This window comes from Alcanivorax sp. (assembly GCF_014762765.1).
In the GTDB taxonomy this organism is placed as follows: Bacteria; Pseudomonadota; Gammaproteobacteria; order Pseudomonadales; family Alcanivoracaceae; genus Alcanivorax.
Window position 1 is genome coordinate 1 of sequence record NZ_JABURH010000077.1, and the last position, 12,850, is coordinate 12,850.

Annotated in this window: 14 protein-coding genes, 1 tRNA gene and 1 pseudogene; 9 read left to right on the forward strand and 7 right to left on the reverse strand. The window is 59.3% G+C overall.

Features of this window, described 5'->3' with window-relative positions:
* From HUJ17_RS03490 to HUJ17_RS03500, 3 genes and pseudogenes are all read left to right on the forward strand, one after another.
* Positions 1–151: pseudogene (locus HUJ17_RS03490) on the forward strand (ergothioneine biosynthesis protein EgtB); the annotation flags it as partial.
* Complete coding sequence (gene egtD, locus HUJ17_RS03495; RefSeq protein WP_290509368.1) at positions 148–1,116, forward strand: L-histidine N(alpha)-methyltransferase; 969 nt, start codon at positions 148–150, stop codon at positions 1,114–1,116. The pseudogene HUJ17_RS03490 and the gene egtD, both read left to right, overlap by 4 nt.
* A gap of 199 nt (positions 1,117–1,315) precedes the next feature.
* Positions 1,316–1,840: an acyl-CoA thioesterase gene (locus HUJ17_RS03500; protein ID WP_035249412.1), complete on the forward strand. Its 525-nt coding sequence runs from the start codon at positions 1,316–1,318 to the stop codon at positions 1,838–1,840.
* Positions 1,841–2,141: 301 nt separating this feature from the next.
* Here the strand turns inward: HUJ17_RS03500 and HUJ17_RS03505 are convergent, their stop codons facing one another.
* Positions 2,142–2,735, reverse strand: a complete 594-nt coding sequence (locus tag HUJ17_RS03505; RefSeq protein ID WP_290509369.1) for a DUF2846 domain-containing protein — start codon at positions 2,733–2,735, stop codon at positions 2,142–2,144.
* Positions 2,736–2,931: 196 nt separating this feature from the next.
* Here HUJ17_RS03505 and HUJ17_RS03510 point away from each other — a divergent pair, with 196 nt between their 5' ends.
* From HUJ17_RS03510 to HUJ17_RS03530, 5 genes are all read left to right on the forward strand, one after another.
* Positions 2,932–3,432, forward strand: a complete 501-nt coding sequence (locus tag HUJ17_RS03510) for a DUF1289 domain-containing protein (RefSeq protein WP_290509370.1) — start codon at positions 2,932–2,934, stop codon at positions 3,430–3,432.
* 186 nt (positions 3,433–3,618) lie between these two features.
* Positions 3,619–4,245, forward strand: coding sequence for a TetR/AcrR family transcriptional regulator (locus HUJ17_RS03515; protein ID WP_290509371.1), 627 nt, complete (start codon positions 3,619–3,621; stop codon positions 4,243–4,245).
* Complete coding sequence (locus HUJ17_RS03520) at positions 4,242–5,015, forward strand: SDR family NAD(P)-dependent oxidoreductase (RefSeq protein WP_290509372.1); 774 nt, start codon at positions 4,242–4,244, stop codon at positions 5,013–5,015. The genes HUJ17_RS03515 and HUJ17_RS03520 overlap by 4 nt, the downstream gene beginning before the upstream one ends.
* A gap of 14 nt (positions 5,016–5,029) precedes the next feature.
* On the forward strand, positions 5,030–6,514 hold the full coding sequence (locus HUJ17_RS03525; RefSeq protein WP_290509373.1) for an NAD(P)/FAD-dependent oxidoreductase: 1,485 nt from the start codon (positions 5,030–5,032) through the stop codon (positions 6,512–6,514).
* Positions 6,515–6,532: 18 nt separating this feature from the next.
* Entirely contained in the window at positions 6,533–7,471 is a 939-nt protein-coding gene (locus HUJ17_RS03530; RefSeq protein WP_290509374.1) for a patatin-like phospholipase family protein, read from the forward strand.
* A 45-nt stretch (positions 7,472–7,516) separates the two neighbouring features.
* On the opposite strand, the gene HUJ17_RS03535 is transcribed toward HUJ17_RS03530, so the two are convergent.
* The 6 genes from HUJ17_RS03535 to HUJ17_RS03560 all read right to left on the reverse strand — a co-directional run bounded on the left by HUJ17_RS03535 (position 7,517) and on the right by HUJ17_RS03560 (position 11,375).
* Positions 7,517–7,729 carry a hypothetical protein gene (locus HUJ17_RS03535; protein ID WP_290509375.1) on the reverse strand — a complete coding sequence of 71 codons (213 nt, stop codon included), beginning with the start codon at positions 7,727–7,729 and terminating at the stop codon, positions 7,517–7,519.
* 513 nt (positions 7,730–8,242) lie between these two features.
* Positions 8,243–8,327 (reverse strand) — tRNA-Leu (locus tag HUJ17_RS03540).
* A 45-nt stretch (positions 8,328–8,372) separates the two neighbouring features.
* On the reverse strand, positions 8,373–9,053 hold the full coding sequence (locus HUJ17_RS03545) for a hypothetical protein (RefSeq protein ID WP_290509376.1): 681 nt from the start codon (positions 9,051–9,053) through the stop codon (positions 8,373–8,375).
* Between the two features lie 55 nt (positions 9,054–9,108).
* Positions 9,109–9,969 carry a hypothetical protein gene (locus HUJ17_RS03550; protein ID WP_290509377.1) on the reverse strand — a complete coding sequence of 287 codons (861 nt, stop codon included), beginning with the start codon at positions 9,967–9,969 and terminating at the stop codon, positions 9,109–9,111.
* Positions 9,970–10,084: 115 nt separating this feature from the next.
* Positions 10,085–10,615 carry a hypothetical protein gene (locus HUJ17_RS03555; RefSeq protein ID WP_290509378.1) on the reverse strand — a complete coding sequence of 177 codons (531 nt, stop codon included), beginning with the start codon at positions 10,613–10,615 and terminating at the stop codon, positions 10,085–10,087.
* Positions 10,616–10,787: 172 nt separating this feature from the next.
* Positions 10,788–11,375, reverse strand: coding sequence for a Fe-Mn family superoxide dismutase (locus tag HUJ17_RS03560; RefSeq protein WP_290509379.1), 588 nt, complete (start codon positions 11,373–11,375; stop codon positions 10,788–10,790).
* 288 nt (positions 11,376–11,663) lie between these two features.
* On the opposite strand from HUJ17_RS03560, the gene HUJ17_RS03565 reads away from it, so the two are divergent.
* Positions 11,664–12,845 carry an acetyl-CoA C-acyltransferase gene (locus HUJ17_RS03565; RefSeq protein WP_063525640.1) on the forward strand — a complete coding sequence of 394 codons (1,182 nt, stop codon included), beginning with the start codon at positions 11,664–11,666 and terminating at the stop codon, positions 12,843–12,845.
* The last annotated feature ends 5 nt before the right edge of the window (positions 12,846–12,850 follow it).

Sequence of the window (12,850 nt, forward strand, 5' to 3'; positions counted from 1 at the left end):
CAACGGCAAGTTCATGTGCAACCAGATGGTGCTACGCGGCGGCTCCTGCGCCAGCAGCCGAGACCATCTGCGCGCCAGCTATCGCAATTTTTTCTATCCTCATCACCGCTGGCAGTTCAGCGGTATTCGCCTTGCGGGAGACCCGTCGTGAATCAACAACAGCTTGGCCCCAACCTGACCTTCTTCGACCTGCACCCACCCACCACCGACATGCTTGCCGAAGTCAGTCAGTCCCTGCGATCACCAACCCCGACGCTGCATCCCAAATTCTTTTACGACGAAACCGGCTCCACCCTCTTCGATCAGATCACCCGCACTCCGGAGTACTACCCTACCCGCACCGAAGCCACCCTTCTGCGCAGCTACGCCGACGAGATTCACTCACGGCTGGACAGCCCCCATACCATCGCCGAGCCCGGTGCCGGCAGCTGCGAAAAAATCCGTGTACTCCTGAATGCCTGGCAACCCGAGCATTACATGCCACTGGAAATCTCCCGGGAATGCCTGCTTGACGCATCCCGACGTCTGGCAGACGACTTCCCCCGAATACAGATCAGCGCTGTTTGCGCGGATTATTGCCAGGCCATGGCCATGCCCAAGGGCCTGCAACAACCGGGGCGTCTGGTCTTTTTCCCCGGCTCCACCATCGGCAATTTTGAACCCGCTCAGCGGGCCACCTTCCTGCGCGGCCTGCGCGCGTTGGCCGGCCCCGGCGGCTCCTTGCTGATCGGTGCGGATCTGCAGAAACCGCCGGAACAACTCCACGCCGCCTACAATGATGCTCAGGGACTCACTGCCGCCTTCAACCTGAATGCCCTGCACCACCTCAACCGGGAGCTGGATTGTGGTTTCGATACCGATACCATGCGCCACCTGGCGTTCTACAACAGCACACAAAGCCGTATCGAAATGCACCTGGAATGCCTGCAGGACCAGCACATCCGCCTTGGCGACAACACCCTGACACTGGCCGCCGGCACCCGTATTCACACGGAAAATTCCTATAAATTTACCGTCGAAGGGTTTTCCGCCGAACTGGTCGACGCCGGTTTTACCCCTTCCGCCTGCTGGACCGATAGCGATAGTCTGTTCAGCCTTCATCTGGCCTGCGCCTGATTCAGTTACCCACAAACAACGGCCTTGCATCACAGGCCAGACGCTGACCAGCACCGCAAAGACTGTAAAACTGATCACTTTGACATCAGCTAATAGTGTGAACTGGCACTGGTACCGTTATACTGAACCGCGTTTTTTTGCCGATTCAGTCTTCGAAAGAATAAAAGGGGTCACGGCCACCGTGGCATAGGGAGATCGGATGCTCGAACTGATCAGTGCGGCTCGCCGTCGTAAACGGCCGCCCACACACCAGCTGTTTGATGTTGTCACCCAGGAATACCGGGTGGGGTTGCTGGATATTGACCTGAACATGCATCTGAACAATGCCAAATACCTGAAGTTCATGGATCGCTGCCGACTGGAACATGCGGTGGTCACCGGGTTGCTCAACCGCATGATCGAAGCACGCTGTAATGGCGTGGTGGCCAACACCGAGATTTCCTACATCCGCGAGCTGCGGCCATACCAGCAATTCCAGGTCCACACCCGTATTCTCGGCTGGGACGACAAGTACGTGTACTACGACCAGCGCTTCGAATCCCAGCGCAAACTGCACACCCATGCCCTGTTGCGGGTGGCCAACGTCTATGGTGGCAAATCCATCAGCCCCCAGACCCTGCAGGAAATCACCGGCTTCAACCAAACCTCCCCGGCCCTGCCGGAGTACGTGGAACAGTGGAAGCGGTTGTTGCAGACCAAGCGGCGGCTGACGGAGAGTGACTAGATACGAGCTGCTAGCTGCTAGCTAACAGAAAAATCCGCTGTAGGAGCGTCGCTGGCGGCGCGATCCGAGCCTTGGCGAGGGGAGATCAAGGTCTACCCGCTATTTTTCTGGAACCTGTCGAGTTCTGAAACTCCTGATCGCCCTATGGGCGATTTCCTCGCTACGCGAGGTTCGCGGCTCAAGCGCCGCTCCTACAGCGGCTTCGTAGAAAGGTTATTCCTCTCCAGACAGCAAAAGCCCCGGCATGCCGGGGCTTTTTTATTTTTGCTAGAAGCTAGTAGCTAGCCACTCGCAGCTGCCTTCACTCCGTCGCGTACGTATGGAACGGCGCCCAGCGCGGCACCTTGCTGTCCTTACCGGCATAATAGACGCCTGGCTCATCCAGACGCAGGTCGGCGATTTCTCGCAGGGCCACGGCACGGGGGACCTGCTGCAACGGGCCGGCCTGCTGGTAGTTTTCCGGGTCGGCGACCAGTTCTTCCATATCCAGCGGACGGGTTTCCGAGTAGCGGAAGTAGTAATCCTTGCCCCCTTCCACTTTCAGCGGCATTTCGAAGACCATCTTCAGGTAAAGCACGCTAAGCGGACGGCGAGCATAGAAGTCATGGGTGCCGGCGGGCAATTCCAGCCAGCTGTAGGCGCCAGCCTTGAGACCGAACAACTGCGAAGCATCCATGAAGAACACCGGTGCCTGCACTTCTTCGTAGCCCCAACGGGTAATCGGACGGTAGATATAGACCATGGCATTACGCGGATCCAGCGTATCCATGGGTTTGAAAGTCTTGCCCTGGGGGGCATGGATAAAGGCACCCGGGGTGGAGGGAATCCCCATGCCGAGGCCGGAACATCCCGAAAGCATCCACAGGCAAGCTGCCAGTAACACAGCCAATCGCATTATTATTCTCCAGTGATGCCGCTTCCCGTTGGCCAGGGGCGACCCTGTTTATTATTCCGCGCAAGATAATGCTTATGAAGGTGCTAACTATGGCCGATTTGCGGGTATTGCTCAAGATGAAGGTAGGTGCTCAAATTCCCGCCAAGTGATTCGTCTCTCCCCTCCCCTGCACCGCCTTTTCTGATAATCTTCTGCCATGGCAGTCAATCGCATCCACACCCCCTGTATCGGCGTCTGTTCCACCGTCTTCGGTGATACGGTCTGCCGTGGCTGTTGCCGCTTCAGTCACGAGGTGGTGCACTGGAATGGTTACACTAACGAAGAGAAGCAGATCGTCTGGAAACGGCTGAATCTGCTGCTCTGTCAGGTGGTGGATAACTATTTCGTGGTCACCGAGGCGGACCGGCTGGCGGCGGAGATGGACTTCCAGAATCTGCGTTACCAGACCCAGCTTTCCCCCCAGGGCTGGGTGCCGGAGCTGCTCAAGGCCGCCGGTAAACAACAGATACCCTATGATCGTTTCGGCCTGCGCGCCCTGCCCCCAACCCAGGGCCTGCTACCCCGGGAGCTCTACGATCAGATCAGTGCCGAATGCCACGCCCTGGCCCAGGCCCACTATGACCGCTCCTACGCCCGCCCGGTCACCCTCGCCGCCGAACTTACCGAGCTTGCCGCCCGGGAGAAAGGGTTGATCTAACCCCCTGCCCCCAGCTACGAGCTACGAGCTACGAGCTACGAGCTACGAGCTTAAAGATTTTAGCTCGTAGCTAGAGGCTAGTAGCTAGCCGCTATCATTTGTCCCCATATGACCCTTCCATAAGAACATCACCCAATGGCACAGTTACGGAATGAACATTCATTCATTGTCTGAGTGAGACGAGCCATGGCCACCGCTGCCCCGGTTACCCCGGTCGACAACAAGGAAAGTCGCAAGCGCAAGCAGATCATCCAGGCCGCGTTGCGGGTGTTTGCCGAGCATGGCCTGCACGGCACGCCGGTGCCGCCGATCGCGGCGGAAGCCGGTGTAGGTGTAGGGACTTTGTATCGCTATTTCGACAGCAAGGAAACGCTGATCAATGCCGTGTTTCGGGATAGTAAGCACCGTCTCAAGGAACGCCTGCTCAGCGATCTCGACCTGCTTCACCCCTCGCGCAGTCTGTTCGACAACCTCTGGGCCCGGCTTACCGCCTTTGCCCGCGAAGAGCCGGACGCCTTTCATTTTCTGGAGATGCAGGATCACCACAGCTACCTGGATCCGGAAAGCCGCCATCAGGAGCAGGCCCTGCTGATTCCCCTGGGCATGATGGTGGTCATCGGCCAGCGCACCGGCCTGCTCAACGACATCATGAAACCGGATCTGGCCATCGCGCTGTTCTGGGGAGCTTTCGTCGGTGTCTTCAAGGCAGAGCGCCTGGGCTATCTGACCCTGGATGATGACGACCTGACACGGGCACGGGATGCCTGCTGGCTCGCCATCGCCAATCACAACAACAAAGGCACGCAATCATGACACCCACACATATCCTGATTACCGGCGGTGCCGGCGCCATTGGCGGCCAGCTCGCCGGGCAGTTTCGTCAGCATCACCCGGACGCACGCATCACCCTGGTGGACCTGAATGCCGAGGCCCTCGCCCAGGCCGCCGACCAGCACGGCGCTCAAGCGGAAACCTGCGATCTGACCGATATCGACGCCCTGCCTGGCTGGTGGCAGTCGCTGATTGACCGTCGCGGGCCGGTGGATGTGCTGGTCAACTGTGCCGGCATCATGGACATCATCAGCATCACCGGCACCGGCTGGGAGCAGGGCAAACGCTTGCTGGATATCAACTTCACCGCCCCCATGCGGCTGATGGACCTGGCATTGCCAACCATGGTGGAGGCCCGCAACGGTTGCGTGATCAATGTGGCCAGCATGGCCGGGCGCGTGCCGATTCGTGGCTGCAGCTACTACGGTGGCGCCAAGGCCGGCATCGGCCTGGCCTCGGAAATCGCCCGGCTGGATCTGAAGAAGCAGGGCGTGAATGTGATCACCGTCTACCCGGGGCCGATCCATTCCGGCCTGGAAAGCCATGCCCGCAGCCAGGTGAAGAAAGGCCCGGTGTCCCGCTATATCCCCACCGGCAAGCCGGAGGTGCTGGCCGAGCGCATCTACCGCACCTTCCGCAAGGGTGGCGCCCGGGTGATCTACCCGGATATCTACGCCCTGGCCAAACAGGTCGCCAACCTGAATCTGACCAACCGGGCCATGGATTTCTTCAGCCCGCAACCGAACCAGTGACCCCGGACCTTCCCATGACACAGCAAGCCAACACTCCCCTTTATGACGTCCTGATTGTGGGCGCCGGCATCAGCGGCATTGGCCTGGGCATTCGCCTGCGCGAAACCGGCTTCGATAACTTTGTGATCCTGGAAAAAGCCGCCGACCTGGGCGGTACCTGGCGGGATAATACCTACCCGGGCTGTGCCTGCGATGTGCCCTCGGCGCTGTACTCCTATTCCTTTGCCCAGAAACCGGATTGGAGCCGGGCCTTCGCCGGCCAGGCGGAAATTCTCGACTATGTGCGTGAAACGGCTAACCGCCACAACATACCCGCCTTCATTCGCTTCAATCAGGGCGTGGAACGGGCCCAGTGGCGGGAGCGGGAAAATCTCTGGGAAGTGCAGACCGGCGACCGGCTCTACCGGGCCCGTACCGTGGTGGCCTGCTCCGGCTACTTGCACGAACCCATCATTCCGAACATCCCCGGCCTGAAGGATTTTCAAGGCAAGCTGTTCCATTCCTCCCGCTGGGACCATGACCACGACCTGAGCGGCGAACGGGTAGCCGTGATCGGCACCGGCGCTTCTGCCATCCAGTTCGTCCCGGAGATCCAGCCCAAGGTGCAGCACCTGACCCTGTTCCAGCGTACCCCGCAATGGGTGCTGCCCAAGCCGGATCACCCCATCCCGAAAATCGAGGAAACCTTCTTCCGTCTGCCGTTCACCCTGAACGCCTGGCGCAAGATGCTCTACGGCGGCTTTGAAACCTTCGGCATCGGTTTTCGCAAACCCGCCCTGCTTCGGCAGATCCAGAAACTGGGCGAGGCGCATATTCGCCTGGCCATCAAGGATCCGGCCCTGCGCGCCAAGCTGACCCCGGATTACACCCTGGGCTGCAAGCGGGTGCTGATGAGCAACCAGTATTACCCGGCACTCAATCAGGACAATGTGGATGTGTTTGCCACCGGCCTGAAAGCGGTGCGCGGCAATACCCTGGTGGGCCAGGACGGCAGCGAGTGCGAGGTGGACACCATTATTCTGGGTACCGGGTTCTTCGTCACCGAGCCGCCCATTGCCGATCACATCTTCAACGATGCCGGCGACTCACTCAGCCAGATGTGGAAGGACGGCATGCAGGCCTACCGTGGCACCACCATTGCCGGCCTGCCGAATGCCTTCATGGTGCTGGGGCCCAATCTGGGTATCGGCCACAATTCTGCCTTTATCGTTATTGAAGCGCAGATCAACTATATCCTCAGCACCCTGACAACCATGCGCGAGCAGCAACTGAGTCGGGTGGAAGTCAAAGCCGATAGCCAGAAAACCTACAATCGCAAGGTCCAGAAAGACCTGCAGGGCACCGTCTGGAACACCGGCGGCTGCTCCAGCTACTACCTGGACAAGAACGGTTTCAACAGTGTGGGCTTTCCCTGGAGTACCCTGGAAATGCAGCGTCTGCTCAAGGACTTTGATGCGGAAAACTACTCGCTCACCCCCGCCAGCCAACCCGTCTTTTAATGTGAACAGGCCTGAATAATGACAAACAACACTCCATCTCCCCGTCGCGCCCTGGTACTGGGCTGCGGCGGTGTCGCCGGCGGCGCCTGGTCCATTGCCGCCCTGCACCATCTAGAGCAGAAACTGGACTGGGACGCCCGCGACGCCGATATCCTTATCGGCACCTCGGCAGGCGCGGTGCTGGCCACCTTGCTGGGGAGCGGCGTCAGCGTGGATCAGCTGCTGGCCTGCCAGCAGGGCACCCGTCAACAATGCCGCTGGAATCACGACAGCGATACCGGTGGTGCCCTGCCACCGCTACCCGCGGCCAGTCTCACCGGCGCCAAACTTGCTCTGAAAGGCTTGCGTGGAGACGTCTCGCCATTGACCGCCTTCTGCGGCCTGCTGCCCCGGGGCCAGTTTGACATGACGCCCTTCCGGCGCTTGGTGGACGACGCCACCGGGGGCGCTGACTGGGTGGCCCACCCGGCCACCTGGATCATGGCCGTGGATACCACCAGCGGCAAACGGGTGCCCTTCGGTAAAGGCGGCGCGCCACAGGCGAATATCCGCGATGCGGTTTGTGCGTCCTACGGGGTCCCCGTCTGGTGTCCGCCGGTAAGCCTGGGCAGCCGCACCTACATCGACGGTGGCGTGGCGTCCCCCACCTCGGCGGATCTGCTGGTGGACAGCGCCGTGGACGAGGTGATCATTCTCGCCCCCATGGCCTCACGGCAACCGGACAAGCCGCGCTCGCCACTAACCGCCATCGAACGGCGGGTACGCCGCTACATGACCGGTATCGTGGATCGGGAAGTGAACAAACTGGAAAAGGCGGGCAAGAGAGTGATTCGTCTGGAGCCCAATGCGGACGACCTGAAAGCCTTTGGTTTCAATATGATGGACCCTGCTCGCCGCCGCCAGGTACTGGACACGGCGTTAGTGACCACGCCTGTAACGGTACAAAACGCGCTTTAGTCAGGTAACGCGGGGAGGTCCGCCGGACGGCCTCCCTCGTATTTCCTAGAGTGAATCCACCGCCGCGATCAGCGACGCCTTGATCTCATGCAGGGAACCGTGTGCCGCCTGGCCCTCGGCGTGGATTAACCCGCCCAACACCAACGCCCCCACCGCCAACGCCACCAGCGCCAGCAGCCGCACGCGGTCGGCTTCAAGCTTTCGTGCCGCCGGAAACTGGCCGGCCTTTCGGTTCCTGTCTTGTGTGTGCACTCGCATAATGACACCTCTCCCTTTGTTTTACGCGGGAGGAGGCGAACGAGCAAGTGTCGCCTAAGCGTGGAGGGAACATTCCGGACAAAACCGCAATGTCCGGAAATACAGCTTAGCCACCGGTAAAGCGTGAATACAGTGATCGAAATCGCCCAGATAAATGCGATGATCATTTTCCCTGGGCAGCTGCCCGCAATTCACCGTGTGGATTTCCCAAGTGTTATCGTCGGCCATGATCTTGCTGAGGTAATACCGCATACCCTTCCCCGATTAGCGGATTCGACAGGGGGGGCATGTTATGGATCTGAGAAGTGAACGGTATGAAAAGAAAGTAAAAACTGGCAGGAAATGAAATTAACTTGATAGCAACTTGGGCAAGGGGAGGCGCCATAAAGAAACGCATTCGCTTGAGCACCCAGGTGGCTCAATAAATGCGCCACCAGCCATACACGCAGGACGGTAAAAGCCCCCCCAAAAAAAAGACCGTAACAGCAACGCTGTTACGGCCTTTCTTTGAGATGGTGCGCCAGGAGGGAGTTGAACCCCCACACCTCTCGGCACCAGAACCTAAATCTGGCGTGTCTACCAATTCCACCACTGGCGCAATGGGCGGCTATTCTAGCAGGCTACTCGTTAATTACCAGCGGGATCAGCCCCCCTGGAGAATCCGGTAAAGGGCCTGCAGGTCCTTGTCGATTTTCGCTACCTTGCCCGCCAGCACGGACACCTCGGCACTGTTGTCTGATACCGGTTGTGCCACGGGGGTGGTGGCGGGTTGCGGTCGGTCAGCCAGGCTGGTGATCCGTGAGGACAGGCCTTTCAATCTGCTGTCCATGCCGTCCAGGCGTGTCGCCAGTTCGGCACTTTCCTGGCTACTGTTACGCTGCTTGGCCAGGGCCACGGTCAGCCCACGCACCTTGGCATTCAGCTCACGTAAATCTTCTCGCAGACTCGCTACCGCAGCATTGTCGAGTGCTGCCTCGGAAACAGCGGGATCCGACGCTTTTGCCGCATTGCGCCCCCCCTGCTCCCCTTTGCGTTCTGAGGCCAGCTGATAGTATTGCTGCCGCAATTCGCTCAGCTCACGGCTGGTTTCGCTGTTGGCCAGCCACTGGCTGGCGGCCAGCAACAGGGCGATGACCGCCAGCACCAGCGACAGCCACAGCAAACCGGAATGGCCGCCTTCGCTGACCGATATCGGTTTGTGTTTTTTCTGGGGTCCCAGTGTCACCGGCTCCAGGTCCGGCCCCGGTACCGGGGTCGCTACCGCCAGCACATCCTGATTCAGCCCCTGTAAACGCCGTTCTTTACTTTCCGGCAACTTGGCCATGGCAAGACGCTCTTTTACTTGTTGTTTTTAACTGATCACCACCCCCCGTGGTTAATCAGCGCCCTTCCAGTTTATCCAAACGGCTGTTTACCTGCAGCCGATAGGCATCAAAAGCAGCTACCGCTGCTTCAGTATCATCCACTCGGTCCTTCAGTGATGCCAGCCCGGCCTGGGCTTTCTCCAGCTTGGCCAGACCGTTTTTCAGGCTTTGCTGCTGGCTTTCCAGTTGATTGATGTTTTCCGCCAACACATCCACCTGGGTCTGCATCTGGCTGATGCGGGTCTGCCACTGCTCACTGCTCTTGTTCACCGCGGAAACCGCGCTGTCCACCTGCTTTTTCAGGGCGGCGGTGTCCTTGCTGATGCCCTGCAGTTTGCCATCCACGCCAGCCTGGGCCTTTTTTACCTCATTGAGGGTAGCGGACAAGGCGGTCAACTTCTTGCTCTGCTCGTCAATATCCGTCCGGTTGCGCTTGTTGCTCAGATCCCAGAGTTTGCGGATTTCAGTGTTGTTTTCTTCCAGCTTCTTTCCCTGGGTGCGAACCGTATCCAGCAGCTTGTCCGAGGACTGGTTCAGGCTCTCGTCGGTGGCAGACAACCGGGACTGGAGGTTGCCCAGCTCCTGGCTTGATTCCGAGATGCGCTCGTCCATCTGTGTCTGCAGCACGGTCATCTGTTTCTGGAACCAGACGCCCATGACGGCGATCAGGACCACCAGCACCAGGCAGGCAATCATCCAGCCACCGCCGCTACCATGGGAGGCCGGAGCCGGCTTTTGGGGTGCTTTGGGAGGCTTCGCGCCCTTGCCGGACGGCTTGTTGTTGCCGGCGGAAGAGGGCCGGCGAGCCGCATCACCATGGTCATCCACGGTGACATCATTCAGATTACCCAGATTTACTTCACGATCTCGCGTCATTCCTGTGTCCTGCAATCCCGGCTAATGCCTGATTGATGGCGATTGATAGATAGTGCCATGGGGGGCACGGCAGCGCTGTCGAACAGCGCCCATTTACTGGCTGTGAATACAAAACTTATTCGCCGCTCTTCTCGAACAACGGCTGTTCGGTGGCGTAATACACCATATCGCCTAGCTCGTGCTTGCCGTCATCGTTCTTGAGCAACGGCAGGAAGATCACCCAGGGGCGCACGTCACGATGATCCACTTGGGCCCAAACACCGGTGATTTTTTCGCCGTTGTCACCGGTGATGTCATGCAGACGGAACAGGCCCATCAGCTCGATATCCGGCTGCTCCTTGCCGATCTTGCGCAGCTGCATGAACAGGCCCTGGGCCCACTCTTCAGCGCTGGGCGCGTCAGCCTTATCACCGGAATAGCCCACCGCCCGCACCGTATCGCCGGACTGGATCAAGCCGAAAGGATAGAGCCCACCGGAGCGCTGGATGGCCTGCAATGCCTGGCGCAGGCCGGCCTCTGCCAGCTGATCCATAGCTTGCTGCTCAGGGCTTTTCTGTTCCTCTTCGGTGGCGGCAGGCGGCTGCTCGGCGGAAACACTGGTTACCCACAACCCCATGACAAGAAAAAAGATTCCAAAAAAACGCATATCACACCTGTTATTTTCATTAACCTGCGGGTTGGACCACACAAAACCCGACAATATCCCGGGCCGAGGACGCTACCAAACTTCCCTCATCGCCGCCAGATAGACACGAAAAAGGCCGCAAAAGCGGCCTTTTTCGTTACCTGAACGGTATCCCGAAAGGGGATAACCCGTCTTAGCCGGCAAAGTTGCTGGCGGCAAAGTCCCAGTTGATCAGGTTCCAGATGGATTCCAGATACTTGGGACGGGCATTGCGGTAGTCCACGTAGTAGGCGTGCTCCCACACGTCCACGGTGAACAGCGGGGTCTGGCCCTTGTTGTGAGCGATCGGGGTATCCGCATCGTCAGTGTTGACGATTTCCAGGCTGCCATCGCTGTTCTTCACCAGCCAGGTCCAGCCGGAACCGAAGTTACCGGTCGCTTTGGCGTTGAACTGGGACTTGAACTCGTCGAAGGAACCGAAGGCAGTGTCGATGGCCGCAGCCAGGTCGCCGGTGGGAGCGCCACCGCCGTTGGGGCTCAGGCTGTTCCAGTAGAAGGTGTGGTTCCAGACCTGTGCGGCCTGGTTGAACAGACCGCCTTCAGCGCTCTTGATGATCTCTTCCAGGGATTTGCCTTCGTTGTCAGTGCCGGCAACCATCTCGTTCAGCTTGGTCACATAGGCATTGTGGTGCTTGCCGTGATGGTACTCGAGAGTCTCTGCAGAAATATGCGGTTCCAGTGCATTTTTCTCGAACGGAAGCGGCGGTAATTCAAAAGCCATAGTCATTTCCCCTGACATCATGTTGTTCTGTTGCGGCTCGGCAACAGAAAGAAATTCCCCGCTGACGGCATGCCTGCCGCCAACGGCTGAACGATAATAACAAGCTACCGGCGGCAATCTCCACCACGGACCGGGGTTTACCATGATTGCCTTTGGCTGCAATAGACGAATTCTATCGCCAATGCCTGATCCGTGACCGGCAGGTCCCTGTGAGATGGGGTGTCTCCCCCTTGTTTCAAGTACAATGCGCCCCAAATTTTGATAACTGCGTGCTGGCAGGAGAAAACGATGTCTGATGATGCTGTAGTAATTGTAAATGGTGCCCGTACTGCCATGGGTGGCTTCCAGGGTTCCCTGTCTGCGGTCTCCGCTCCCGAACTGGGCGCCGCCTCTATCCGTGAAGCCGTGTCCCGTGCCGGCCTGAAGCCGGAAGACGTACAGGAAGTCATCATGGGCTGTGTACTGCCCGCTGGCCTCAAGCAGGGCCCGGCCCGCCAGGCCATGCGTCTGGCCGGCCTGCCGGACAACACCGGTGCCACCACCATCAACAAGCTGTGTGGTTCCGGCATGAAAGCCACCATGTTCGCCTATGATTCCATCAAGGCCGGCACCAACGACATCGTCGTTTCCGGAGGTATGGAATCCATGACCAATGCTCCCTATGTGCTGGACAAGGCCCGCAGCGGCATGCGCATGGGTCATGGTCAGGTCTATGACCACATGTTCCTGGACGGGCTGGAAGATGCAGAAACCGGCCGCCTGATGGGCTCCTTCGCCCAGGAAGTCGCGGACAAGCGCTCCATCAGCCGGGAAGACATGGACAACTACGCCATCGAATCCCTGAAGCGTGCCCAGGCGGCCATCGACAACGGCTGGTTCAAGGACGAGATCGTGCCGGTGACCGTGAAAACCCGTAAGGGTGAAGTGGTTGTCGACACCGACGAGCAGCCCGGCAACGCCAACATCGACAAGATCCCGACCCTGCGTCCGGCCTTCGCCAAAGACGGCACCGTCACCGCCGCCAACGCCAGCTCCATCTCCGATGGCGGCTCCGCGCTGGTACTGGCCCGTGAGTCCGTGGCCAATGAGCGTGGCCTCAAGCCGCTGGCCCGCATCCTGGCCCACGCTACCAACAGCAAACATCCCAGCGAGTTCACCATTGCGCCCATCGGTGCCACCGAGGCGGTCATGAAGAAAGCCGGCTGGACCGTGGACGACGTGGATCTGTTCGAGATCAACGAAGCCTTTGCCATGGTGGCCATGATGCCGATGATCGACCTGGGCATTCCCCACGAGAAGGTGAACATTCACGGCGGCGCCTGCGCCCTGGGTCACCCGGTGGGCTCCACTGGCTCGCGCATCATCCTCACCCTGATCCACGCGCTCAAGCGCACCGGCGGCAAGCGCGGTGTGGCCAGCCTGTGTATCGGCGGCGGCGAAGCCACTGCGGTGGCTGTTGAGCTGCTGTAATAGGT